Source organism: Streptomyces sp. NPDC012888 (assembly GCF_042900645.1).
Taxonomy (GTDB): domain Bacteria; phylum Actinomycetota; class Actinomycetes; order Streptomycetales; family Streptomycetaceae; genus Streptomyces.
On the sequence record NZ_JBIBBM010000003.1, the window covers coordinates 333,764 to 357,814 of the forward strand.

The window sequence follows — 24,051 nt, forward strand, 5'->3', positions numbered from 1 at the left end:
CGCGCGGCTGACCGCCCGGCCGCCCCGGCCGACCGCCGCGGCAGACCGTCCCCGTACGCGCCGGAGCCCGGCCCGCCGTCACAGGCGGGCCGGGCTCCGGCGTTCGTACGCGCGTGGCGCGGCGGCGGGGTCAGCCCCGGAGCGCGCGCTTGCGGCGGGCGTCGAGGACCACGCCGACGAGCACGACCAGGCCGGCCACCAGGGTGGACAGGCTGACCACCTCGCGGTTGGCGTCGTCCACGAACATGTAGCCGATCACGAACATGATCAGGGCGGCGGTCGCCCAGGTCAGCCACGGGAACAGCCACATCTTGACGGTCAGCTTCTCCGGGGCCTCGCGGAGCAGGATCCCGCGCATCTTCAGCTGGGTGAAGCAGATCACCAGCCACACGAAGAGGGCGATGGCGCCGGAGGAGTTCAGCAGGAAGCTGAAGACCGTCTCCGGGTTGGTGTAGTTGAAGACGACCGCGACGAAGCCGAAGACCGTGGAGCCCAGGATGGCCGCGACCGGCACGCCCCTGGCGTTGACCTTGGCGAACGCCTTCGGGGCGTCACCGCGCTCGCCGAGCGAGAAGGCCATGCGGGAGGCGGTGTAGAGGCCGGAGTTCAGGCAGGACAGCACGGCGGTCAGGACGATGACCTCCATGATCGTGCCGGAGTGCGGGATGCCGATCGAGTCCAGGGCGGCGACGTACGAGCCCTTCTCGGTGATCGACTTGTCGTTCCACGGCAGCAGGGTCAGCACCACGAAGATCGAGCCGAGGTAGAAGACGCCGATCCGCCAGATGACGGAGTTGGTGGCCTGGGTGACCGCCTTGCGCGGGTTCTCGGACTCGCCGGCCGCCAGGGTGACGATCTCGCTGCCCATGAAGGAGAAGACGACCATCAGGACACCGGTGAGGACCGCGCCGTAGCCGTTCGGGAAGAAGCCGCCGGTGTCGGTCAGGTGCGCGAAGCCCGCGCCCGGGTTGTCGGAGCCCGGCAGCACGCCGAACACGGCCAGCATGCCGATCACGACGAACGCGCCGATGGCGACGACCTTGATGCCGGCGAACCAGAACTCGAACTCGCCGTACGAGGCGACCGAGCCGAGGTTGGTGACGGTCAGGACGGCCATCACGATCAGGGCCCAGGCCCACTGCGGGACGGCCGGGACCCAGCCCTCCAGGATGACCGCACCGGCGGTGGCCTCCACGGCCAGCACGACGACCCAGAAGAACCAGTACAGCCAGCCGATGGAGAAGCCGGCCCAGCGGCCCAGCGCCCGGTCGGCGTAGGCCGAGAAGGATCCGGAGTTGGGGCTGGCGGCGGCCATCTCGCCCAGCATCCGCATCACGAAGACGACCATCGCGCCGACGAGGGCGTACGAGATCAGGATGGCGGGGCCGGCCTTGGCGATGCCGCCACCGGAGCCGACGAAGAGTCCCGCCCCGATGACACCGCCGATGGCGATCATGGACAGGTGGCGGTTCTTGAGACCGGCCTTCAGACCGTCGGAAGACTGGGGAGCACCGGGGTCACCGGTGGGGCCGCCTGCCTTCTGAAGGGTCGTCGTGGAGCTCATGGACGAATCCTTAGGTTCTCGGGTTTCGAGCTCCGGCATTCAAACCCGGAATGAACGGAGGGCGGAAGACCCGAATCCGGATCGTTGCCGTGGGGCGAACGTCCGGGACCTTGGTCCCGGAAGCCGCATCCCGCCCTGAACTGCACACTTTGGGATTACTTGAGCTTCCGACGTGACTTACGCGACACCCCCTCACGGGTACGCGGCACCCCACGTGCCACACTCGTGGCATGCGCGTGTACCTCGGATCCGACCATGCCGGCTTTGAGCTCAAGAACCACCTCGTGGACTGGCTCAAGAACAACGGCCACGAGCCCGTCGACTGCGGGCCCCACATCTACGACGCGGTGGACGACTACCCGCCGTTCTGCCTGCGCGCCGCGGAGAAGACCGCGGCCGACCCGGACGGCCTCGGCATCGTGATCGGCGGCTCCGGCAACGGCGAGCAGATCGCCGCCAACAAGGTCAAGGGCGTCCGCGCCGTCCTCGCCTGGAGCGTGGAGACCGCCAAGCTCGGCCGCGAGCACAACAACGCCAACGTGATCTCCGTCGGCGGCCGGATGCACAGCACCGAGGACGCCACCTCCTTCGTCGAGGCCTTCCTGGCGACCCCTTACTCCGGCGAGGAGCGCCACACCCGCCGCATCGACATGCTCTCCGCCTACGAGACCACCGGCGAGCTGCCCCCGATCCCGGCGCACCACCCGCAGCAGGGCTGACCCCGCCGCCCGGACCCGTACGTACAGGAGCAGTGCCGTGCCCGAGGGGCATACGATCCACCGCCTCGCCCAGGACCACACCGAGCGGTTCGCCGCCCGCGCGGTACGGGTGAGCAGCCCCCAGGGCCGGTTCGCCGAGAGCGCGGCACTGCTCGACGGCCGCGACCTCGCCGGAGCCGAGGCGCACGGCAAGCACCTCTTCCTCGGCTTCGACACCCCCGGCGAGGACTGGATCCACATCCACCTCGGCCTCTTCGGGAAGTACGGGTTCGGCCCCGCCCCCGCGCCGCCCGCCACGGACACCGTCCGGCTCCGGCTGGCCAACGAAGGCCACTACGCCGACCTGCGCGGCCCCACCGCCTGCGAACTGGTCACCGGCGCCGAGAAGAAGCTGATACACGGGCGGCTCGGCCCGGACCCGCTGCGCGCCGGCGACGACCCCGACCGGGCCTGGGCCCGGATCTCGCGCAGCCGCACCACCATCGCCGCCCTGCTCATGGACCAGAAGGTGGTCGCCGGCGTCGGCAACGTCTACCGCGCCGAGGTCCTCTTCCGGCACCACGTCGACCCCTACCGGCTCGGCCGCGACCTGACCCGCGCCGAGTGGGACGCCATGTGGACCGACCTGGCGGAGCTCATGCGCGAGGGCGTCCGCAACAACCGGATCGACACCGTCCGGCCCGAGCACATGCCCGAGGTCATGGGCCGGCCGCCCCGCGTGGACGACCACGGCGGCGAGGTGTACGTCTACCGCCGCGCGAACCTGCCGTGCCACGTCTGCGGCAGCGCGATCCGCACCGCGGACCTCGCCGCCCGCAACCTGTTCTGGTGCCCCGGCTGCCAGCCCTCCTGAACGGGACCCCGCTCGCGCGCCCCGCCCGGCCCCGGCCTAGAAGCCGTGCGGCAGCCACGGGGCCACGTCGCCCGCGAAGGCCCGGGAGGCCGCCGCCAGCGCGCCCGGCCGGACCTCCGTGACCAGGCCCGCGGCCGCCAGCGAGGTCAGCGTGACGCCCCCCGGATAGGCCGCGCCCAGCTCCTTCACCGACAGCTCCAGCTCCGCCGGGTCCTCCGTACGGACGCACACCGCGCCCGCCGCACCGCCGGTGAGCCGCCAACGCCCCGCGTTCCAGGGGCAGAACGCGTCCGCCACCTCGAACACCACGTCCACCGGCGAGCCGTACGCCCGCGCGGTCAGCGCCGCCGGCAGGTCCACCAGCCGCACGTGCATCGTGTCCCGGGTCTGCGGCCGCGTCCGCCGGGCGTCGGTCACCAGGTGCAGCAGCGCGTCGTCCACCGGCCGCCGGTACGCACGTACGTGCCGCGCCAGGTCGAGCTCGAAGACGTAACGCCACAGCGCGCCGTACGCCGCGGGGTCCAGCGCGTCCAGGTCCTGCACCTCCACCACACCGTCCGACCCCGTGGTGTCCCACTCGGGCCGGAACCGGTAGCGGACGTAACCCCGCGGCTCCCCGTCCGGCCCCTCCGCGAGCACGCACTTCAGCGGCGAGGCCCCGCCGCGGCCCTGGGCCGGGTCCAGCAGCGCCAGCCGCTCCCAGCCCGGCTGCCGGGCGATCATCCCCGGCCGGGCCGGCACCAGCTCGGCGTACACCTTCTCGCAGGCGGCCAGCGCCCGCTCCGGGTCGACCAGCCGCAACCGCACCCCGTCCGCGCCCGGCGGCACCCGCAGGCCGACCCGGGAGGTGTCGACGTCCACCCGCAGGGCGTGGCAGGCGATGCCGTAGCCGAACCGCCCGTAGATCGCCGGCTCCGAAGCCGTCAGCACGGCGAGCGGCTCACCCGCCGCCCGGACGTCGTCCAGCTGGCGCCGCATCAGCGAGGTCAGCACGCCCCGGCGGCGGTGCGTGGGGGCGACGCCCACCATGGTCACCCCCGCCGCCGGCACCAGGGCGCCGCCCGGCACGGACACCCGGAAGGAGAAGGCGCCGGCCGAACCGACGCACTCCTCGCCGTCCCAGACCCCCAGCGAGCGCTCGGGCTCGGTCAGCGACCGGTACAGCGTCCGCTCCTCGGCGGACTCCGCCACCCCGCCGAACGCGAGCTCGAGTTGCTCGTACCAGACATCCCACTCATCAGGTCGCAAAACCCGCATCTCCAGCGTCATGGGCCCATCCCTATCAGGGCGGTCCCATCCGGTCGACCGGATTTCCGGCGCCCGGTCAGGGGGTACCCCTGCGCGCGCACAGGGAGGATGGATAGGGTCCCGGAACAATGGCCGGAGCTCGGATGGAGACCCTCGCGGCCCGGATGCGGAAGAGTTCGCACCGGGCCCGCACCGCCCTGCGCAAATCCGCCGTGGACTACTTCCGCGGCGACGCCTCCGACTGGCTCGCCTTCGCCGGACTCCTCCTGACCGTCCCCGCCATGACCTTCGGCACCCTGATGCTCCCGGTCTGGTTCTCGCCCGCCGCCCTCGTCCTGCCCATCGTCGCCGGCGGCCTGCTGCTGCGCCCCGCCAGCCTGCTCGCCCTGTACGCCGCCTCCGCATCCGCCCTGATCGTCGAGGCCCTCGTCCTCGGCCCGTACACCCAGGGCCCCGCCCGGGTCACCCCCGGCACCGTGCTCGTCGTCGCCGCCTGCGGGTTCTTCGGACTGGTCATCGCCCAGTTCCGCAGCCGGGTCGGCGTGCCCTGGCGGCGCGGCGGCACCATGCTCTTCGACCTCCGCGAACGCATCCGGGTCCAGAGCAAACTGCCCGCCCTGCCGCGCGGCTGGCACCGCGAGATGGCCCTCCGCCCGGCCGGCGGCCAGTCCTTCTCCGGCGACTTCGTCGTCGCCGCCCGCACCGGCCCCGGCGGCCGCACCCTGGAAGTCGTGCTCACCGACGTCTCCGGCAAGGGCATGGACGCCGGATCCCGCGCCCTGCTCCTCTCCGGCGCCTTCGGCGGCCTCCTCGGCTCCCTGCCCCCGGAGGGCTTCCTGCCCGCCGCCAACGGCTACCTGCTCCGCCAGGACTGGGACGAGGGCTTCGCCACCTCCGTCCACCTCGTCCTCGACCTGCACACCGGCGACTACGAACTCCTCTCCGCCGGCCACCTCCCCGCCCTCCAGCTGTCCGCCGGCACCGGCCGCTGGGAGGAGAAGGCCGGCTCCGGCCCGCTGCTCGGCGTCTACGACGGCGCCGAGTTCGAGCCCACCCGCGGCAGCCTGCGGCCCGGCGACGTCCTCATGCTGTTCACCGACGGCCTGGTCGAGACCTCCGACCGGGAGATCGGCGAGGGCATCGACCGGCTCACCGGCGAGGCCGACCGCTACGTAGCCGCCGGCTGGGACGGCGCGGCCTGGCACCTCATCGAGAAGGTCGCCAAGGACGTCAACGACGACCGCGCCCTCCTCCTCATCCGCCGTTCCGCCTGACCCCGAGGCCACCGGCCACTTCCGTTCGATTGGCCGGGCCGCGCCACCGCCCCGGACGCCTAGCCTGCGCACCATGCACCCGCGCCTCGCCGCCGACCTCGACCAGTTGCCCGAGCTCCTCGCGCAGACCCTCCGCCACGCCACCGGCACGCTCGGCGGCCTCGACGCCCGCCCGGTCGTACCACCGGCCCGGCCCGCCCCCGGGCGGCCGCCGCTCCCCGACCGCGGTACCGGGCTCGCCGCCGCGCTGCGCTCCTTCGCCGAGGACCGGGCCCCCCGCTTCTCCGCCTCCGCCGGCCCCCGCTACCTCGGCTTCGTCACCGGCGGCGCCACCCCCGCCGCCCTCGCCGGGGACTGGCTGACCGCCGTCCACGACCAGAACTCCAACTCCGCCCTCGACGCCGCGGGCCAGGACCTCGAACGCGAGACCACCGCCTGGCTCCGCGAGCTCTTCGGGCTCCCCGCCGAGCACTCCGGCGTCTTCGTCAGCGGCGCCACCATGTCCAACACCACCGGCCTGGCCGTCGCCCGCGAGTGGCTCGGCGAACGCCTCGGCGTCTCCCCGGCCGAGGACGGCGCCGCCGCCCTGGGCCCCGTACGCGTGCTCTCCGGCGCCCCGCACTCCTCCATCGCCAAGGCCCTCGCCGTACTCGGCCTCGGCCGCAACTCGCTCGTCCCCGTCCCCACCCTGCCCGGCCGGGAGGCCGTCGACCCCGCCGCCCTCGGCCGCGCCCTCGCCGACACCCCCGGACCCGCCGTCGTCGTCGCCAACGCCGGCACCGTCAACACCGTCGACTTCGACGACCTCCGGGCCCTCGCCGCGCTCAAGGACCGGCACGACTTCTGGCTCCACACCGACGCCGCCTTCGGCGCGTTCGCCGGACTCTCCCCGGACCACGCCCACCTCACGGCGGGCCTCGGCCTGGCCGACTCCGTCTGCGTCGACCTGCACAAATGGCTGAACGTGCCCTACGACAGCGCGGTCCTGTTCACCCGCCGCCAGGACCTCCAGGCCAGGGTCTTCGCCAACGCCGCCGCCTACCTCGGCCCCCTCGGCCCCGACCCTGACCTGGTCCACCTCACCCCCGAGAACTCCCACCGCCTGCGCGCCCTCGCCACCTGGTTCACCCTCACCGCCTACGGCCGCGCGGGCCACCGCGAGATCGTCGAACGCGACATCGCCTGCGCCCGTGCCCTCGGCGAACTGCTCGACGCCGACCCCGCCTTCCGGCTGCTCGCCCCCGTCCGGCTGAACGTCGTCTGCTTCACCCTCGCCGACCGGCCCGACGCGGACCGCCTCACCGCCCTGCGCGAGGCCGTCGCCGAAGAGGTGTTCGTCACGCCGACCGTCCTGGCGGGAACCCCGGCCCTGCGCGCCGCGTTCTCCAACTGGCGTACGACACCAGCCGATGTCCGACGGGCCGCCGACGCCCTCCGGCACGCCGCGAAGGGACTGTGAATGCCCGGACACCTCACCCTCACCGAGATCGAGTCTCTGGCCCGCGCGGCACACGAGGGCCAGACCGACAAGGCCGGCCGGCCCTACGCCGAACACCTCGCGGCCGTGGCCGAGGGCGTACGCGCCCGTGGCGGCAGCCCGGAACAGCAGGCCGCGGCCTGGCTGCACGACGCCGTCGAGGACGACGCCCTGTCCGCCGACTGGCTGGAAACCGCCGCCCTCCCGGACGAGGTCAAGGCCATGGTCCTCGCCCTCACCAAACGCCCGGGCGAACCCCTCGAGGAGTACACCGCCCGCATCCTGGCCACCCCCGGCGCCCTGCTGGTCAAGGAAGCCGACCTCGCCCACAACGCCGACCCCGCCCGTCTCGCCGTCCTCGACGCCCCCACCCGTGACCGCCTGACCGCCAAGTACGCCCGCGCCCGCTCCCTCCTGGGCCTCTGAAACCACGCCAGTTGGGAGAAATCCTCACCACGGGGCGGATACCCGGGGCCCGTTGGTGGCACGATGGTCCGTACGGGGGTACGCGGGCCGTGCCCCCGGGGCCGACCAGGGGACGACCGAAGGTGTGATCAGTTGTGGCCATTTCGCTGTCAGTGGTGGTTCTGCTGGGGGTCATCCTCGTGGTCATGATCCGGAGCAAGAGCATCAAACCCGGCCCCGCCATAGTCGCCGCGCTCTTCGGCTTCTTCCTCGCCTCCAGCTCGGTCTCGGACGACGTCAACCGGTTCCTGGAGTCCCTGGCGACCACCATCGCCAACATCAAGCTCTGAGCCCGCCGGCCCGCCCCCACGTCCCCGGGCGGCACCAGGGAAACGACCGAGGGCCAGGTCTGACGACCTGGCCCTCGGTACTGCAGAGCGGGCGACGGGAATCGAACCCGCGTAGCTAGTTTGGAAGACTAGTGCTCTACCATTGAGCTACGCCCGCACAGCGCGCGCCGCAGGTCGCGAGGACCGCGGCACGGACAGCATCCTAGCGGGTCCGGTCCGCGGATCGCACACCACTATCCGGGCAAGCCCGCCGGAGCGCGGCCGGGAGAGCGGACGAGGTCGGAAACCCTGCGTGTCGGACCGTCCGCGGGCATGTACCCTACGTGTCGCACCGACGGGGTGTGGCGCAGCTTGGTAGCGCGTCCGCTTTGGGAGCGGAAGGTCGTCGGTTCGAATCCGGCCACCCCGACCACCAGCACCGCCACCACGAAGATCGCGTTGTGGGCTGCTTCCCGCTTGCGGTTACTATGCAAGCTGCGTGCCCGTGTGTCTGATGTGCCGGGCCCGATCCGCCGGACCGCTGAATTCGCAGCGTCGGCAGAACCCCAGAAGTCAGCCACAAGGAGACCGAACCGTGAAGAGCGCCGTGGAGACCCTGAACCCGACTCGGGTTCGGCTCACTGTCGAGGTGCCCTTCGAGGAGCTCAAGGACAGCCTCGACGCGGCGTACAAGAAGATCAACCAGCAGGTCACGGTCAAGGGCTTCCGCAAGGGCAAGATCCCGGCCCGGGTCATCGACCAGCGCTTCGGCCGCGGTGCGGTGCTGGAGGAGGCCGTCAACGACGCCCTCCCGAAGTTCTACACGGAGGCCGTCAACGAGGCCGAGCTGAACCCCCTGGGCCAGCCGGAGGTCGACATCACCGAGCTGAAGGACGGCGAGCTGCTGGCCTTCACCGCCGAGGTCGACGTCCGCCCCGAGATCGAGATCCCGGACTTCTCCGGCATCGAGGTCGAGGTCGACGCGGTCGAGGTCACCGACGAGGACGTCGAGAAGTCGGTCGAGCAGCTGCGCAACCGCTTCGCGTCCACCAACACCGTCGAGCGCGCCGCGCAGGACGGTGACGTCGTCACCATCGACCTCGAGGCCAAGGTCGACGGCGAGGTGCTGCCCGACGGCGTCGCCTCGGACGTCTCCTACACCATCGGCTCCGGCGAGCTGCTCGACGGCATCGACGAGGCCGTCAAGGGCCTCGAGGCCGGCGGCGAGGCCACCTTCACCTCGCAGCTGAAGGGCGGCTCCGCCGAGGGCAAGGACGCCGAGGTCACCGTCAAGGTCTCCAAGGTCGCCGCCAAGGAGCTCCCGGCCCTGGACGACGAGTTCGCGCAGCTGGCGAGCGAGTTCGACACCCTGGAGGAGCTGAAGGCGGACAGCCGCAAGCGCCTCGAGAACATGAAGCAGTACGACCAGGCCACCCAGGCCCAGGAGCGCGTGCTGGAGAAGTTCCTGGAGCTCGCGGAGATCCCGGTCCCCGAGAAGCTGCTCGAGGACGAGGTCAACACCCGCAAGCACAACCTGGAGCACCACCAGCTCGGCCAGATGGGCCTGACGCTGGAGAAGTACCTGGAGTTCCAGGGCAAGACGGTCGAGGAGTTCGAGGCCGAGACCAAGGAGCAGGCGGTCAAGGGCATCAAGACCCAGTTCCTGCTGGACGCCCTGGTCAACAAGGAGAAGCTGAACGTCAACCAGGAGGAGCTCACCGAGCACCTCATGCGTCGTGCGGCCTCCTCCGGCATGTCCCCCGACCAGTTCGCCCAGGCCGTCGTCGAGGGCGGCCAGGTCCCGATGCTCGTCGGCGAGGTCGCCCGCGGCAAGGCCCTCGCGCTCGTCGTCGAGGCCGCCAAGGTCACCGACACCAACGGTGAGGTCGTCGACCTGTCCGACGACGAGGACGAGGTCGAGCAGGCCGCCGACGTCGTCGAGGCCGCTGTCGAGGGTGACGACGAGGCCGAGGCCAAGTAAGGCCCCTCACGCCCCCGTAAGCCTCTGAGCTGCGACGCAAGGGCCCGGACGCGCATGCGTCCGGGCCCTTCGGCATCCCCGGCGGCCGTCGGGCGGAGCTTGCGCTCCGAGCGAACAGTTCCGGAACCGGGATGGCGTTGTCCGACCTGCGCGTTAGGGTCCATGACTATGAGGGCACTGCCCTCCGGACAAGACGCTGAGACGGCGGGTGAGCCGTCGGAGACGAGCAGGTGGATACGTGACGAATCTGAAGCCTTACGCCGCGGGTGAGCCGTCCATCGGTGGCGGCCTCGGCGACCATGTCTACAACCGGCTGCTCGGCGAACGCATCATCTTCCTCGGCCAGCAGGTCGACGACGAGATCGCCAACAAGATCACGGCGCAGCTCCTCCTCCTGGCGGCCGACCCGGAGAAGGACGTCTACCTGTACATCAACAGCCCCGGTGGTTCGGTGACGGCGGGCATGGCGATCTACGACACCATGCAGTACATCCCGAACGACGTCGTGACCATCGGCATGGGCATGGCGGCCTCGATGGGCCAGTTCCTGCTGACCGGTGGCACGTCGGGCAAGCGCTTCGCGCTCCCGAACACCGACATCCTGATGCACCAGGGTTCCGCCGGCATCGGCGGCACCGCGTCGGACATCAAGATCCAGGCGCAGTACCTGCTGCGGACCAAGCAGCGGATGGCCGAGATCACCGCGCACCACTCGGGCCAGACGGTCGAGGCGATCATCCGCGACGGCGACCGCGACCGCTGGTTCACGGCGGAGGAGGCCAAGGACTACGGCCTGATCGACGAGATCATCTCTGCCGCGTCCCTCGTCCCGGGCGGCGGCGGTACCGGGGCCTGACATCCGGCCGGAACGCCGGACAGCACCCGCAGCCCCAGCCCGCAGAACGCCACCAGGATGGTGAACACCCAGATGCTGAACAACTTCTCCGCGAGCGGCCTCTACACCGGAGCGCCGGTCGACAACCGCTACGTCGTCCCGCGCTTCGTCGAGCGCACCTCGCAGGGCGTGCGCGAGTACGACCCGTACGCGAAGCTCTTCGAGGAGCGCGTGATCTTCCTCGGCGTCCAGATCGACGACGCCTCCGCCAACGACGTCATGGCGCAGCTGCTGTGCCTGGAGTCGATGGACCCGGACCGGGACATCTCGATCTACATCAACAGCCCCGGTGGTTCCTTCACCGCGCTGACGGCGATCTACGACACCATGCAGTTCGTGAAGCCGGACATCCAGACGGTGTGCATGGGCCAGGCCGCGTCCGCCGCCGCCGTCCTGCTGGCCGCCGGCACCCCCGGCAAGCGCATGGCCCTGCCGAACGCCCGCGTGCTCATCCACCAGCCGTCCGGCGGGACCGGCCGCGAGCAGCTCTCCGACCTGGAGATCGCGGCCAACGAGATCCTGCGCATGCGTGACCAGCTGGAGTCCATGCTGGCCAAGCACTCCTCGACCCCGATCGAGAAGATCCGCGAGGACATCGAGCGCGACAAGATCCTCACGGCCGAGGACGCGCTGGCCTACGGCCTGATCGACCAGATCATCTCCACCCGGAAGATGAACGCGGCCTGATACCTGCACGGGGCCCCGAACGGGGGCCCCGGCAAGGTACCGTCGGATATGAGGCACCAGGAGCGCTGAACCAGGCGTCTCCCAGGCGAAGGGGAAGCACCTCGTGGCACGCATCGGTGACGGCGGCGACCTGCTCAAGTGCTCGTTCTGCGGGAAGAGCCAGAAGCAGGTGAAGAAGCTCATCGCAGGGCCCGGTGTGTACATCTGCGACGAGTGCATCGACCTCTGCAACGAGATCATCGAAGAGGAGCTCGCGGAGACGAGCGAGGTGCGGTGGGAGGAACTCCCCAAGCCCCGCGAGATCTACGAGTTCCTGGAGAGCTACGTCGTCGGCCAGGAGCCGGCGAAGAAGGCGCTCTCCGTCGCGGTGTACAACCACTACAAGCGGGTCCAGGCCGGCGAGAACGGCGGCGCGCAGGGCCGTGACGACGCCATCGAGCTGGCCAAGTCCAACATCCTGCTGCTGGGCCCGACCGGCTCCGGCAAGACGCTGCTGGCGCAGACCCTGGCCCGGATGCTGAACGTCCCCTTCGCCATCGCCGACGCGACGGCGCTGACGGAGGCGGGTTACGTCGGCGAGGACGTCGAGAACATCCTGCTCAAGCTGATCCAGGCGGCCGACTACGACGTCAAGAAGGCCGAGACCGGGATCATCTACATCGACGAGATCGACAAGGTCGCCCGTAAGAGCGAGAACCCGTCGATCACCCGCGACGTCTCGGGCGAGGGCGTCCAGCAGGCCCTGCTGAAGATCCTGGAGGGCACGACGGCCTCGGTCCCGCCCCAGGGCGGCCGCAAGCACCCGCACCAGGAGTTCATCCAGATCGACACGACGAACGTGCTGTTCATCGTGGGCGGCGCGTTCGCCGGCCTGGAGAAGATCATCGAGTCGCGGGCGGGTGCCAAGGGCATCGGCTTCGGCGCGACGATCCGCTCCAAGCGGGAGATCGAGGCGAGCGACCAGTTCCAGGAGGTCATGCCGGAGGACCTGGTGAAGTTCGGGATGATCCCCGAGTTCATCGGCCGGCTCCCCGTCATCACCTCGGTCCACAACCTGGACCGCGAAGCGCTGCTGCAGATCCTGGTGGAGCCGCGCAACGCGCTGGTGAAGCAGTACCAGCGTCTCTTCGAACTCGACGGCGTCGAGCTGGACTTCGAGCGCGAGGCGCTGGAGGCCATCGCCGACCAGGCCATCCTGCGCCAGACCGGCGCGCGGGGCCTGCGCGCCATCATGGAAGAGGTGCTGATGTCGGTGATGTACGAGGTCCCGTCCCGCAAGGACGTGGCCCGCGTGGTCATCACCGCGGACGTGGTCCGCTCCAACGTCAACCCGACGCTGGTCCCCCGCATCGTCCCGAAGGACCAGGGCCCGCACGAGAAGTCGGCGTAGCCGACGCACGGTCATGCGGAAGGGGCACCCCCCACGGGGGGTGCCCCTTCCGCATGTCAGGGACTGCTCCGGCCGCTGCCGCCGGCCGGCCGCGCGCCGGTTACTTCTTGACGCGGGACGTGTTGTAGAGCTTGGCGGCCAGCTCCGCGACCTGGTCCTTGGTGAAGCCCGGCTTGTTGGTCATGATCGCGCCCATGTCCATCGGCAGCACCATGCCCATGGTGCTGTAGTCCGTCCAGATGCACATGGTCAGGTTCAGCTCCTTCGGAGCCATCGGGTTGTCCGAGGGCTTCTTGCTCTTGAGCTGAAGGTCCTGACACTTCATCAGGGCGCCCGAGAAGCCGGCCGGCTTCATCGTCTCCGCGCTGCCGACCCAGTTGACCTCGTTGTCGTCGTCCTTCGCGGCGCTCGCCTTCATGATCTCGAAGGAGCCGTCGAGCGTCTTCTCGGGGTCCGCGATCTCGCCGTAGGTGCCCGAGAACATCAGCTGCTTCATCGCGAGCGGGTTGGACTTGTCGCCGGACTGGTAGGACTGGGTCTCCTGTCCGGGGTCCTTGATGCCGACCTTCTCGGCTTCCTGCTTCTCCTTGTCGGTGAAGCTGTCCGCGCCGTTCTTGCCCTTCTGGTACTCGCCGACCGACGCCGGCGGAACGATCTTGTAGCCCTTGGTGGAGTCGGAGACGTCGCCGTTGCCGCCGCCGCTGCCGCCCAGGAGGAACCACGCGCCGCCGCCGATCGCCGCGACCGCGACGACCGCCGCCAGGACGATGACGCCCGCCTTCGACTTCTTCGGCGGCTGCGGGGCGCCGTAGGGGGCGCCGCCCGGCTGCTGGGGGTAGCCGTACGACGGCTGGCCCATCGGGGGCGCGGGCGGCTGCTGCGGGTAGCCCTGCGGGGGGACCCCCGGCTGCTGCGGGTAGCCGTAGCCGGGCTGGCCCTGCGGCGGCTGGGGCTGGCCGTACGGGTTGGGCTGCTGCGGCTGGGGCTGGCCGTACGGGTTCGGCTGCTGCGGCTGGCCCCCGTACGGGCCGGGCTGGTTGTAGCTCATGTCGACGTCCCCCTAGAGGATGCTTATTCGTTCCACACATCCTGTCGGAAGCCGCTGACGGCCCGGGCTCCGGGCCCCCTCATTACCGGTTTCAGTACCGGACCGTTACGCCTCTAAACTGTGCCCGTGACCGAGAACACGCAGACACCCAGCACCCCGAACTCCGAACTGCCGACCCAGTACGCGCCGGCCGAGGTAGAGGGGAAGCTCTACGAGCGCTGGGTAGAGCGCGGTTACTTCACGGCCGACGCCAAGAGCGACAAGCCGGCGTACACCATCGTCATCCCGCCGCCGAACGTCACCGGCTCCCTCCACCTGGGCCACGCCTTCCAGCACACGCTGATGGACGCCCTGACCCGCCGCAAGCGCATGCAGGGTCACGAGGCCCTGTGGCTGCCCGGTATGGACCACGCCGGTATCGCCACCCAGAACAAGGTCGAGCAGCAGCTCGCCGAGGAGGGCAAGTCCCGCCACGACCTGGGGCGCGAGGAGTTCGTCGACCGCGTCTGGCAGTGGAAGGAAGAGTACGGCGGCAAGATCCTCGGCCAGATGCGCCGTCTCGGCGACGGCGTCGACTGGTCCCGCGAGCGCTTCACCATGGACGAGGGCCTGTCCAAGGCCGTCCAGACCATCTTCAAGAAGCTCTACGACGACGAGCTGATCTACCGCGCCGAGCGCATCATCAACTGGTGCCCGCGCTGCCTGACCGCCATCTCTGACATCGAGGTGGAGTACCAGGAGGACGCCGGCGAGCTCGTCTCCATCAAGTACGGCGAGGGCGAGGACTCCCTGGTCGTCGCCACGACCCGGGCCGAGACGATGCTCGGTGACACCGCCGTCGCCGTCCACCCGGACGACGAGCGGTACCGCCACCTCATCGGCAAGCAGATCAAGCTGCCGCTGACCGACCGCACCATCCCGGTCGTCGCCGACACGCACGTCGACCCCGAGTTCGGCACCGGTGCCGTCAAGGTGACCCCGGCGCACGACCCGAACGACTTCGCCATCGGCCAGCGCCACGACCTGCCCTCCATGACGATCATGGACGAGCACGGCGTCATCACCGTCCACGGCCCCTTCCTCGGCCTGGACCGTTACGAGGCCCGTTCGGCGGTCGTCGGCGCCCTGCGCTCGCAGGGCCGGATCGTCGCCGAGAAGCGCCCGTACCTCCACTCGGTCGGCCACTGCTCGCGCTGCAAGACCACCGTCGAGCCGCGCCTGTCGATGCAGTGGTGGGTCAAGGTCGGCCCGCTGGCGCAGGCCGCCGGTGACGCCGTCCGCGACGGCCGCGTCGCGATCCACCCGGCCGACATGTCGAAGCGCTACTTCGACTGGGTCGACAACATGAACGACTGGTGCATCTCGCGCCAGCTGTGGTGGGGCCACCGGATCCCGATCTGGTACGGCCCGAACGGCGAGATCGTCTGCGTCGGCCCCGACGAGCAGCCGCCGGCGGGTGAGGGCTGGCACCAGGACACCGACGTCCTGGACACCTGGTTCTCCTCCGGCCTGTGGCCGTTCTCCACGCTCGGCTGGCCGGAGAAGACCCCGGACCTGGCGAAGTTCTACTCCACCGACGTCCTGCTGACCGGCCACGACATCATCTTCTTCTGGGTCGCCCGGATGATGATGTTCGGCCTGTACGCGATGGACGGCGAGGTTCCGTTCCGGACCATCGCCCTGACCGGCCTGGTCCGCGACGAGCGCGGCAAGAAGATGTCGAAGTCCTTCGGCAACGTCGTCGACCCGCTGGACTGGATGGACAAGTACGGCTCCGACGCCGTCCGCTTCACCCTGGCCAAGGGCGCCAACCCGGGCACGGACGTCCCGATCGGCGAGGACTGGGTCCAGGCGTCCCGGAACTTCGCCAACAAGATCTGGAACGCGACGCGCTTCGCGCTGATGAACGGTGCCACGGTCGAGGGCGAGCTGCCGCCGGCCGAGCAGCTGTCGGCCACGGACCGGTGGATCCTGTCCCGCCTGAACAAGACGGTCGCGCAGGTCGACGCGTACTACGAGGACTTCCAGTTCGCGAAGCTCAGCGAGGCGCTGTACCACTTCGCGTGGGACGAGGTCTTCGACTGGTACGTCGAGCTGTCGAAGACCACGTTCTTCGCGGGCGGCGAGGGCGCCAGGGTCTCCGGCCGGGTCCTCGGCGAGGTCCTGGACGTGCTGATGCGGCTGCTGCACCCGGTCGTCCCGTTCGTCACCGAGACGCTGTGGACCACCCTCACCGGGCGCGAGTCCATCGTGATCGCCGAGTGGCCGACGGACTCCGGTTTCCGGGACGACGCCGCCGAGGCCGAGATCGAGAACCTGCAGGCCGTCGTCACCGAGGTCCGCCGCTTCCGCGCGGACCAGGGCCTGCAGCCGGGCCAGAAGGTCCCGGCCCGCCTCGACCTGGCTGGCACCCCGCTGGCCGCGCACGAGGCCGCGATCCGTCAGCTGCTCCGACTCCAGCCGGAGGGCGAGGGCTTCAGCGCCACCGCCACCCTGCCGGTGGCCGGGGCGACGGTCGCGCTGGACCTGTCCGGCACGATCGACGTCGAGGCGGAGCGGAAGCGGCTGGCGAAGGACCTCGGCGCGGCCGAGAAGGAGAAGCAGCAGGCGGAGGCCAAGCTCGGCAACGAGGCGTTCCTGGCGAAGGCGCCGGACAACGTGGTCGACAAGATCAAGGGGCGGCTGGCCAAGGCGGAGGCGGACATCGCCCGCATCCAGTCCCAGCTGAGCGCCCTGCCGTCCGCGTAACCGGACACCCCCGCTCCAGGCCAGTGGCCCGGCACCCGTTCACGGGCGCCGGGCCACTGCCCGTTCCCGGGGCGCCCGAGGGTCAGCGGGTGCGGAGGCTGCGGGTGGCGGCCACGCGGCGCCGTGCCGAGGGCCAGAACATGACCAGGCCCAGCAGGACTACGCCCAGACCGGTCCCGGCCAGGCCCGCGTTCAGCCCCGGCGGGGTGTACGTGCAGGACACGCCGTCCGCGCCCCGCTCGCCGAGGGGGACGCCCAGCAGCCCCTGGTAGGAGACCGGCTCCCGCGACGGCCCGCCGTCGACGGAGCACCGCCAGCCCTGCGGGGCGGTCGTGGCGACGACCGCCGTGCCGGTCGAGCCCTTCGGCAGTTCGGCGGTGACCGTGTGCCCGCCGGTCCGCACCGAGACCGCTCCGGTGTCCTCCAGCTCGGCCACCCGCTTCTCCAGCGCGCCCTCGTCCAGGCAGCCCACCGCGTGGGCCGGCAGCACCTGGCCGTCCTTCCCGGCCCGGACCTCGAAGCGGAACAGCCCGTCCGGGCCCACCGGGCCCAGCTCCTTCATGGCCGCGCTGACCACGGGCGGGTCGCCGAGGAAGCCCTGCTTGGGGCCGCGCTCGGCGCGCGCCACGCCGTACAGGTCGGACGCGTACATGAAGGCGCGGGTGCCCGGCGCGCAGCGGGCGGTGAACCGGGTCCACTGGTCGGCGCCGTCGCCCTCGGCCTTGCGGAGCCCGAAGCCGGTGCCGGTCCGCTCCGCGGGGAGCCCGCCCGCGTGGGCGAGTTCGGGCACCGTGTAGACCCTGGCTCCGAGCGCGGCCTGCTGCCGGGCCCACACCGTGCCGGCCGGGGCGCCGTACGGCTGGTCGCTGCCCTGCGCCCGTACGGTGACCAGCGGCGGTGCGCCCAGGGTGCGGACGCGGACGTCGTCCTTGCCGGCCGGTTCCAGTACGGCGCCGATGCCGAGCAGGGCCTGGAGGACCGGGCCGCGGGCGGGCCACAGGTGGCGGCCGCCCATCGCGTAGCCGAGCCCGAGGCCGCGCAGCCCGGTCGCCGTCTCCACGGTGACGTAGCTGCTGTAGTAGGCGCCGCCCTGGCCGCCGACCAGCATCGTGTCGTTGTTCGTCACGAAGACGTCGGGCCCCGGGTCGGTGCGGGTGGCCGGCCAGGTGCCGTGCGCGGCGAGCTGCCGGTGGGCGTTGTCCGCGAGCTCGGTCGTGGTCTGGGCGCGGGCCGGGCCGCGGTGCCGGGGGTCGTGCAGGACGGCGATGCCGTACACGGCGTAGACGGTGGTGGCGAGGACGGACCCGGCGAGCAGGCCGACGACCGTGACCCGCGCGGGACGGCGCAGGCCCCGCGCGTACAGCAGCAGCAAGGCGGCCACGGAGGCGCCGCCGGCCACGGCGATGGTCCCGGCGTAGCGGTTGACCGGCTGCTCCCCGTACGTCAGGAGCACCAGCAGGCCGAACAGGGCGGTGCCGCCGAGCAGCGCGCGCGGCTTGGGGGCGTGGGCCAGGCAGATCCAGGCGGCCATCACCATCATGCCGCTGAGGACGAAGGACTCGCGGAACGGGGCGCCGTGGGGGAGCGTCAGGCCCTGCCACAGCTTGGCCGTCGGCGTGATCACGAAGGAGACGGCGGTGAGCAGCAGCAGCGCGCTCCAGCCGATCCGTTCCCGGCGCCGGACCCGGGACTGGAACGGGAGGGTCAGCACCAGCAGCAGGGCCAGGACGCCGGCGAAGACGTTGGGGGCGGGGTGCTTGGGCAGGGTGCCCGGTATGAGCATCGCCAGGTAGGTGAGCGGCTCCGTGGCGACGCTGACCACGAACCGGTCGGTGGGCTGGGACTGGGCGTTGGCCAGCCCGCACACCAGGATCGCGGGGGCGGCCAGCAGCATTCCCGCGGCGGTCATCGCGGACGCGCGCCCCAGGACCCGGAACCGGGTGCGCCAGTCGGTCCGGGCGAGCAGCAGGCGCAGGACGAGGACGAGCGCGGCGGCCATGGTGGCCATGGCCGCGGTGTAGAAGTTGCCGAACCAGCAGACGGCGACGGCCAGGCTGCCGAGCACCCAGCGGCGCCCGGTCAGGGCCCAGTCGGCGGCTATGCAGAGCAGCGGGAGGGCGACCAGGCCCCAGGTCCACATCGGGACCACCGTTCCCTCGACCACGCCCCAGCCGCAGACCGCGTAGCCGGCGGACAGCAGGGCGCGCAGCCAGGGGGAGCCGGGGCGGAGCCGGCCCAGGAAGACGGTCATCAGGGCGGCCGCCAGCCCCATGCTCAGCAGGCTCACCAGGAATGTGGAGAACTCGGCGTGTTCGCGGGGGAGTACGCCGGCCACCCAGGAGAAAGGATTCGTCAGATAGGTGAGGAAATCGGCGAGGAAGCCGACCCCGTAGCCGCTCTGCCAGTTGAAGAACAGGTCGCCCTGCGCGGTGCCGTGCTGGAGGTCCCACATATGGGTGTGGAACGGCACGTACTGGTGGCGCAGGTCGTTGACCGCGCGCGGCGCCGGGCCGAACGGATAGGTGCCGTGCGCCGCGAGCCCGGCGCAGTACGCGGCCATCGAGAGCACCGCGGAGGCCAGGGCGGCCACCGCCCCGAGCCGTCCCGGAGCCGGGGCGGCCGCCCCGGTGTCGGCGGGTCGGCGGCCCGTGTCGGGGCGCGCCGAGGCAGGCGTGGTCGAAGCGGTCGTCATGCTGTGGAAGTCCTTGAGCCCTTGACGGTGAATTCCCCCCGGCCGGCCAGATCAAGGGCCGTCGGCTGTGACCATCCTAAGGAATTTGTCAGAACGTTCGATTACCGAACTTCCACAGGGAGAGCACGGACACAGCCGCAAAGATCGACAAAGGTGCCGGCCAGTGCGGAATCCGGCGCAGCGGGTACGAGGGTCTCGCGAGAGCCGAACACCGCGTTCGCGGTGGGGCAGGGGCGGGCTCCGCGGCGCGGAGCGGGCGAGCGGCTGACCGGCGGCGCCGGAGCCGAGGGGAGCACGCGGCAGGCGCGGCAGGCGCGGTCGGCCGGGCACGGAGGTCCCGGCCGGCCGGGACTTCCGGCCCCTACTGCGAGTGCCGAATCTCACTACCCCCCGGTGCCCGTTTGATCCCGGTCCGTGCCCCCGACCACGGATGATGGAGGGCATGCGCACCCAGCCCCTCGCCCCGGCGTACCGGCGGGCCGTGGCACTCGGCCGCCGGCTCACCGGCAGCTGGACCGGGTCGCCCCGCGCACTCGACGTGCTGACCGCGCTGAGCTGCCTCGCGCTGATGGCCCTGGACCTGCCGGGCCTCGCCGCCGCCGACAACTCCCTCAACGGTCCGCTGGCCGCCGCCGTCCTCGCCGCCGGCGCGGCCACCCTGGTCCTGCGCCGCCGGCTGCCGTGGCTGTCGCTCGCGGTGGCCCTCCTCTTCATCGGCTGGCTGCACGAACTGACCCTCGTCCAGTTCGCCCTCTACTCGGTCGGCCGCTACCGGGGCCGGACGGCCGGCGTCCTCGCCACCATCGGCTACGTCCTCTTCGCGCTGCTGCTGTTCGCCGTGCCGGGGTGGCCGCTGGAACGCCCCGGGGCGGCCGGCGGCGCCGAGAGCCTGAGTTCCTTCCTCAGCCTGGTCGTTCCCATCGGCGTCCTCGCCTCCGCCGTCGGCATCGCCGCGTACCGCCAGGACCTGGTCCGGGAACTCGACGCCCGCCGCGCCGAGTCCGCCGTCCTCCAGGCCGTCCAGCAGGAACGCACCGCCGTCGCGCGCGACGTCCACGACTTCGTCGGCCGCGAACTGACGCTGCTGACCGTCCGCTCCGAAGTGCTGTCCGTCCGGTCCCGCGAGACCGCCCACGCCAAGGACTTCGAGGAACTCGCCGACACCGCTCGCCGGGCCCACCTGGTGCTCAACGAGATCATCGTGCAGCGCGGCGAACGGGCCGCCACCCCCGGCGTGGACGGGCTGCCCGCACTCGCCGAGGAGAGCGGCCGGGCCGGCTCGCCGGTCCGGCTGGCCATGGACCCCGACGTCCACGAACTGTCGCCGCTGCGGCAGGCAGCGGTGTACCGGGTGGTCCAGGAATGCCTCACGAACGCGGCCAAGCACGCGCGGGGGCAGACCGTCGACGTCCGCATCGCCGCGGAGGGGCCACGGCTGCGGATCGCCGTCAGCAACGGCCTGTCCGCCTCCGGCACGGCGCGGACACCGGTCTCGGCGGGGTCGGGGACGGCCAGCATGTCCGAACGCGTCCGCAGCCTCGGCGGCACGCTGACCACCACGCGGACTGCCTCCGCCTACCGCGTCGAGGCAACCCTGCCCCGCCACTAGCCCCGCCGACGTTCGACCCCGGCACCCCGCCCCGGTCCGCCGGGCGGGGCTACGGTCGGGCCGGGGTCAGGAGGCGGCTCATCGTGTCGAGGTCCTCGACGCACCTGCCCGAGCCCAGTGCCACGCAGTCCAGCGGGGCGTCCGCCACGAACACCGGGATGCCCGTCGCCGACGCCATCCGCAGGTCCAGCCCGGGCAGCAGCGCCCCGCCGCCCGTCAGCACGATGCCGTGCTCCATCACGTCCCCGGACAGCTCCGGCGGGCACTCCTCCAGCGTGGCCCGCACCGCCGCGATCACCGCCTCCACCGGCTCCTCCAACGCCGCCCGCACGGCCGGCGCCGACAGCTCCAGCGTCCTCGGCATGCCGCCGACCCGCTCCCGGCCGCGCACGGTGTGGGTCCGCGTCTCCAGCTCGGGCCGGTCCGGCACCGGCCAGGCCGAGCCGACGGCCACCTTCACGTCCTCCGCCGTGCGCTCGCCGACCAGCAGCCCGTGCTCCCCGCGCACGAAGTCCGTGATCGCCGCGTCCAGCCGGTCCCCGCCCACCCGCAGCGACCGCGCCGTGACGATCCCGCCCAGCGAGATCACCGCGACCTCGGTGGTGCCGCCCCCGATGTCCACCACCATGGAGCCGCGCGGCTCGGCCACCGGCAGCCCCGCCCCGATCGCCGCCGCCATCGGCTCCTCGATCAGGTGCACCGACCGGGCCCCGGCCCTGGTGGACGCGTGCACGATCGCCCGCCGCTCCACCGGCGTCACCCCGGACGGCACGCACACCACCATCCGGGTGCGCGCCCGGCGTCCCGGCACGGCCTTGCGCACGAAGTGCCGGATCATCTCCTCCGCCGCCTCGTAGTCGCAGATCACCCCGCCCCGCAGCGGCCGTATCGCCGTGATCGAACCGGGCGTCCGGCCCAGGGTCGCCTTGGCCTCGTCGCCGACCGCCAGGGCCGTCGTCGTACCCGCCTTCACCGCGACCACGGACGGCTCGTTCAGGACGATGCCGTGCCCCCGTGCGTAGACCAGGGTGTTCGCCGTCCCCAGGTCCATCCCGATGTCGCGGCTGGACGCCGTCGTACTGCTGCTGGTCTGCGGCATTCGTACCCCTATCTCCCAGCCGCAAGGCTTGCATAACGATCAGGCCGCGATTCGCGCCGAAAGTCCCGAACCGGCCGGGCCGAAGGTCCCGGCGGTCCCGGCGGCCCCGCTCCGTAGACTGGGGGCGTGAGTGAGCAGCAGCCCAGCGACCCCCGGTCCGAGTCGTTCGACGAGTTCGAAGAGATCGTGGCCGAAGAGACCCACCGCGACCCGGACCTGGCGGTGATCGAGGCCGGCAGCCGCACCCTGCGCACGCAGGCCGGCCCGCCGCAGGGCGACCCCGTACCCGCCCGGCCGCTCGACCCCGAGGTGGCGCAGGCACTGCGCGAGGTCGAGCAGGAGCTGTCCACCCGCTGGGGCGAGACGAAGCTGGAGCCGTCGGTCGCCCGCATCGCCGCCCTGATGGACGTACTCGGCGAACCGCAGCGCGCCTACCCCTCCGTCCACGTCACCGGCACCAACGGCAAGACCAGCACCGCCCGCATGATCGAGGCCCTGCTGAACGCCTTCGACCTGCGCACCGGCCGCTACACCAGCCCCCACGTGCAGTCGATCACCGAGCGGATCAGCCTGGACGGCGCCCCGATCGAGGCGGAACGCTTCGTCGAGACCTACCGGGACGTCAAGCCGTACGTCGAGATGGTCGACGCGGCGCAGGAGTACCGGCTGTCCTTCTTCGAGGTGCTCACCGGTATGGCCTACGCGGCCTTCGCGGACGCGCCCGTCGACGCCGCCGTGGTCGAGGTCGGCATGGGCGGCAGCTGGGACGCCACCAACGTGATCGACGGCTCGGTCGCCGTCGTCACCCCGATCAGCCTGGACCACACCGACCGCCTCGGCACCACGCCCGGCGAGATCGCGGAGGAGAAGGGCGGCATCATCAAGCCCGGCGCCACCGTCATCCTGGCCCAGCAGCCGGCGGACGCGGCGCAGGTGCTGCTGAAGAAGGCCGTCGAGGTGGACGCCACCGTGGCCCGCGAGGGCATGGAGTTCGGCGTCGTGTCCCGCGAGGTCGCGGTCGGCGGCCAGCACCTGACGCTGCGCGGCCTGGGCGGCGAGTACGAGGACGTCTTCCTCCCGCTGTACGGCGCGCACATGGCCCACAACGCGGCGGTGGCGCTGGCCGCGGTGGAGGCGTTCTTCGGCATCGGCGCGGAACACGCCCGCCCGCTCGACGTGGAGACGGTGCGCCGGGCGTTCGCCACGGTCACCTCCCCGGGCCGGATGGAGGTCGTGCGCCGCAGCCCCACCGTGGTCCTGGACGCGGCGCACAACCCGGCCGGCGCGGCCGCCACCGCCGAGGCGGTCACCGAGTCCTTCGGCTTCAGCCGCCTGATCGGCGTGGTCGGCACCAGCGCGGACAAGGACGTCCGGGGCGTTCTGGAGGCGTTCGAGCCGATCTTCGCGGAGGTCGTGGTCACCGCGAACACGAGCCAGCGGGCGATGGACGCGGACGAGCTCGCCGCCGTCGCCGTCGAGGTCTTCGGCGCCGACCGGGTGCAGGTCGAGCCGCGGCTCGACGACGCGCTGGAGGCGGCGATCACCCTGGCGGAGGAAGAGGCCGAGTACGGAGGGGCCGGCGTCCTGGTGACCGGCTCCGTGATCACGGTGGGCGAGGCCCGCCTGCTGCTGAAGAGGGGCTGATTCGACCGTGCGTACCCTGTGCGCCTCCACGCTGATCGGCGAGTTCTTCGTGATCGGTTTCGCCGGGCTCGTCGCCATGAAGGGCGACCTCTCCCAGACGACGGTCTGGACGGTCTGCGGCGTCGCGATGCTGGTGTCGCTGCTGCTGTGCGGGATGCTGTCCCGCCCCGGAGCCGTGCAGATCGGCTGGGCCCTGCAGATCGGGCTGATCCTGAGCGGCTTCGTGGTGCCGACGATGTTCTTCCTGGGCGCCGTGTTCGCGGGCCTGTGGTGGTGCTCGGTGCACTACGGCCGCAAGGTCGACGCCATCAAGGCCCGCTGGGCCGCGGAGAACGCCCAGCGCGAGGCCCAGGCCTGAGCGCAGGGCTGAGCCCGGGCCGGGGGCGGGC

General features: G+C 71.6%; 19 protein-coding genes and 2 tRNA genes. 15 read left to right on the top strand and 6 right to left on the bottom strand.

The annotated features are described in order from the left end of the window. Positions 1 to 130: 130 nt before the first annotated feature. Positions 131 to 1,564 (bottom strand): amino acid permease, encoded by a 1,434-nt coding sequence (locus ACFY61_RS06360; protein ID WP_389467671.1) that lies wholly within the window; start codon positions 1,562 to 1,564, stop codon positions 131 to 133. A gap of 230 nt (positions 1,565 to 1,794) precedes the next feature. On the opposite strand from ACFY61_RS06360, the gene ACFY61_RS06365 reads away from it, so the two are divergent. Beyond that, positions 1,795 to 2,283: a ribose-5-phosphate isomerase gene (locus ACFY61_RS06365; RefSeq protein ID WP_389467674.1), complete on the top strand. Its 489-nt coding sequence runs from the start codon at positions 1,795 to 1,797 to the stop codon at positions 2,281 to 2,283. A gap of 37 nt (positions 2,284 to 2,320) precedes the next feature. Then, positions 2,321 to 3,136, top strand: coding sequence for an Fpg/Nei family DNA glycosylase (locus tag ACFY61_RS06370; RefSeq protein ID WP_389467677.1), 816 nt, complete (start codon positions 2,321 to 2,323; stop codon positions 3,134 to 3,136). A 36-nt stretch (positions 3,137 to 3,172) separates the two neighbouring features. Here ACFY61_RS06370 and ACFY61_RS06375 read toward each other — a convergent pair whose 3' ends face one another. Next, on the bottom strand, positions 3,173 to 4,405 hold the full coding sequence (locus ACFY61_RS06375) for a GNAT family N-acetyltransferase (protein WP_389467679.1): 1,233 nt from the start codon (positions 4,403 to 4,405) through the stop codon (positions 3,173 to 3,175). A gap of 122 nt (positions 4,406 to 4,527) precedes the next feature. Between ACFY61_RS06375 and ACFY61_RS06380 the strand changes: the two genes are divergently transcribed. The 4 genes from ACFY61_RS06380 (at position 4,528) to ACFY61_RS06395 (ending at position 7,890) form a co-directional block, all read left to right on the top strand. Beyond that, positions 4,528 to 5,658, top strand: coding sequence for a PP2C family protein-serine/threonine phosphatase (locus ACFY61_RS06380; RefSeq protein ID WP_389467682.1), 1,131 nt, complete (start codon positions 4,528 to 4,530; stop codon positions 5,656 to 5,658). Between the two features lie 73 nt (positions 5,659 to 5,731). After that, positions 5,732 to 7,117 carry a pyridoxal phosphate-dependent decarboxylase family protein gene (locus tag ACFY61_RS06385; RefSeq protein ID WP_389467684.1) on the top strand — a complete coding sequence of 462 codons (1,386 nt, stop codon included), beginning with the start codon at positions 5,732 to 5,734 and terminating at the stop codon, positions 7,115 to 7,117. Then, positions 7,118 to 7,561, top strand: a complete 444-nt coding sequence (locus ACFY61_RS06390) for an HD domain-containing protein (RefSeq protein WP_389467687.1) — start codon at positions 7,118 to 7,120, stop codon at positions 7,559 to 7,561. A 134-nt stretch (positions 7,562 to 7,695) separates the two neighbouring features. Then, positions 7,696 to 7,890 carry a hypothetical protein gene (locus tag ACFY61_RS06395; protein ID WP_389467689.1) on the top strand — a complete coding sequence of 65 codons (195 nt, stop codon included), beginning with the start codon at positions 7,696 to 7,698 and terminating at the stop codon, positions 7,888 to 7,890. 86 nt (positions 7,891 to 7,976) lie between these two features. Here the strand turns inward: ACFY61_RS06395 and ACFY61_RS06400 are convergent. After that, positions 7,977 to 8,047, bottom strand: a tRNA-Gly gene (locus ACFY61_RS06400). Between the two features lie 178 nt (positions 8,048 to 8,225). Between ACFY61_RS06400 and ACFY61_RS06405 the strand changes: the two genes are divergently transcribed. The 5 genes from ACFY61_RS06405 (at position 8,226) to clpX (ending at position 12,822) form a co-directional block, all read left to right on the top strand. Continuing rightward, positions 8,226 to 8,302 (top strand) — tRNA-Pro (locus ACFY61_RS06405). Positions 8,303 to 8,464: 162 nt separating this feature from the next. Beyond that, complete coding sequence (gene tig, locus ACFY61_RS06410) at positions 8,465 to 9,850, top strand: trigger factor (protein ID WP_389467692.1); 1,386 nt, start codon at positions 8,465 to 8,467, stop codon at positions 9,848 to 9,850. 238 nt (positions 9,851 to 10,088) lie between these two features. Next, on the top strand, positions 10,089 to 10,706 hold the full coding sequence (locus ACFY61_RS06415) for an ATP-dependent Clp protease proteolytic subunit (RefSeq protein WP_389467694.1): 618 nt from the start codon (positions 10,089 to 10,091) through the stop codon (positions 10,704 to 10,706). 57 nt (positions 10,707 to 10,763) lie between these two features. Next, complete coding sequence (locus ACFY61_RS06420; RefSeq protein WP_389467697.1) at positions 10,764 to 11,432, top strand: ATP-dependent Clp protease proteolytic subunit; 669 nt, start codon at positions 10,764 to 10,766, stop codon at positions 11,430 to 11,432. Between the two features lie 103 nt (positions 11,433 to 11,535). Beyond that, positions 11,536 to 12,822, top strand: coding sequence for an ATP-dependent Clp protease ATP-binding subunit ClpX (gene clpX / locus ACFY61_RS06425; RefSeq protein WP_007264060.1), 1,287 nt, complete (start codon positions 11,536 to 11,538; stop codon positions 12,820 to 12,822). A 100-nt stretch (positions 12,823 to 12,922) separates the two neighbouring features. Here clpX and ACFY61_RS06430 read toward each other — a convergent pair whose 3' ends face one another. Further along, entirely contained in the window at positions 12,923 to 13,870 is a 948-nt protein-coding gene (locus tag ACFY61_RS06430; RefSeq protein ID WP_389467700.1) for a hypothetical protein, read from the bottom strand. A gap of 126 nt (positions 13,871 to 13,996) precedes the next feature. Between ACFY61_RS06430 and ACFY61_RS06435 the strand changes: the two genes are divergently transcribed. Continuing rightward, complete coding sequence (locus tag ACFY61_RS06435; protein ID WP_389467703.1) at positions 13,997 to 16,618, top strand: valine--tRNA ligase; 2,622 nt, start codon at positions 13,997 to 13,999, stop codon at positions 16,616 to 16,618. Positions 16,619 to 16,700: 82 nt separating this feature from the next. On the opposite strand, the gene ACFY61_RS06440 is transcribed toward ACFY61_RS06435, so the two are convergent. Then, entirely contained in the window at positions 16,701 to 19,310 is a 2,610-nt protein-coding gene (locus tag ACFY61_RS06440) for a YfhO family protein (RefSeq protein ID WP_389467706.1), read from the bottom strand. Between the two features lie 442 nt (positions 19,311 to 19,752). On the opposite strand from ACFY61_RS06440, the gene ACFY61_RS06445 reads away from it, so the two are divergent. Then, positions 19,753 to 20,919, top strand: a complete 1,167-nt coding sequence (locus tag ACFY61_RS06445; RefSeq protein ID WP_389467708.1) for a sensor histidine kinase — start codon at positions 19,753 to 19,755, stop codon at positions 20,917 to 20,919. 49 nt (positions 20,920 to 20,968) lie between these two features. On the opposite strand, the gene ACFY61_RS06450 is transcribed toward ACFY61_RS06445, so the two are convergent. After that, on the bottom strand, positions 20,969 to 22,018 hold the full coding sequence (locus ACFY61_RS06450) for a rod shape-determining protein (protein ID WP_389467711.1): 1,050 nt from the start codon (positions 22,016 to 22,018) through the stop codon (positions 20,969 to 20,971). Positions 22,019 to 22,144: 126 nt separating this feature from the next. Here ACFY61_RS06450 and ACFY61_RS06455 point away from each other — a divergent pair, with 126 nt between their 5' ends. After that, positions 22,145 to 23,662 carry a bifunctional folylpolyglutamate synthase/dihydrofolate synthase gene (locus ACFY61_RS06455; RefSeq protein ID WP_389467712.1) on the top strand — a complete coding sequence of 506 codons (1,518 nt, stop codon included), beginning with the start codon at positions 22,145 to 22,147 and terminating at the stop codon, positions 23,660 to 23,662. A 7-nt stretch (positions 23,663 to 23,669) separates the two neighbouring features. Further along, on the top strand, positions 23,670 to 24,020 hold the full coding sequence (locus ACFY61_RS06460; RefSeq protein WP_389467715.1) for a DUF4233 domain-containing protein: 351 nt from the start codon (positions 23,670 to 23,672) through the stop codon (positions 24,018 to 24,020). The last annotated feature ends 31 nt before the right edge of the window (positions 24,021 to 24,051 follow it).